This is a genomic window from Methylobacterium sp. AC690, from assembly GCF_979256535.1.
The window spans coordinates 1-245 of record NZ_CEEDOX010000108.1 but is presented as its reverse complement, the minus strand read 5'-3'; the positions used below and the strand labels follow the sequence as shown (position 1 = coordinate 245).

At 71.8% G+C, this 245-nt stretch carries 1 protein-coding gene; it reads left to right on the top strand.

Features of this window, described 5'->3' with window-relative positions; all coding sequences use genetic code 11:
• Positions 1-245, top strand: a 245-nt coding sequence (locus AC0IY1_RS25500; protein WP_471773368.1) for a dTDP-4-dehydrorhamnose 3,5-epimerase family protein, incomplete at both ends; no start/stop codon positions are given.

Below are 245 nucleotides of genomic sequence, written 5' to 3'. Positions count from 1 at the left end.
GTGCGGGGCCTGCACTTCCAGCGCCCTCCCATGGCCCAGGCCAAGCTGGTCCGGGTGCTCGCGGGGGCCATCCTGGATGTCGCCGTCGACCTGCGGCGCGCCTCGCCCACCTACGGCCGGCACGTGGCCGTGCGCCTCGATGCGCAAGCCGGCGAGCAGCTCTACATTCCGGTCGGCTTCGGGCACGGCTTCTGCACCCTGGAACCCGACACCATGGTGGCCTACAAGGTCGCCGGCGGGGTCTA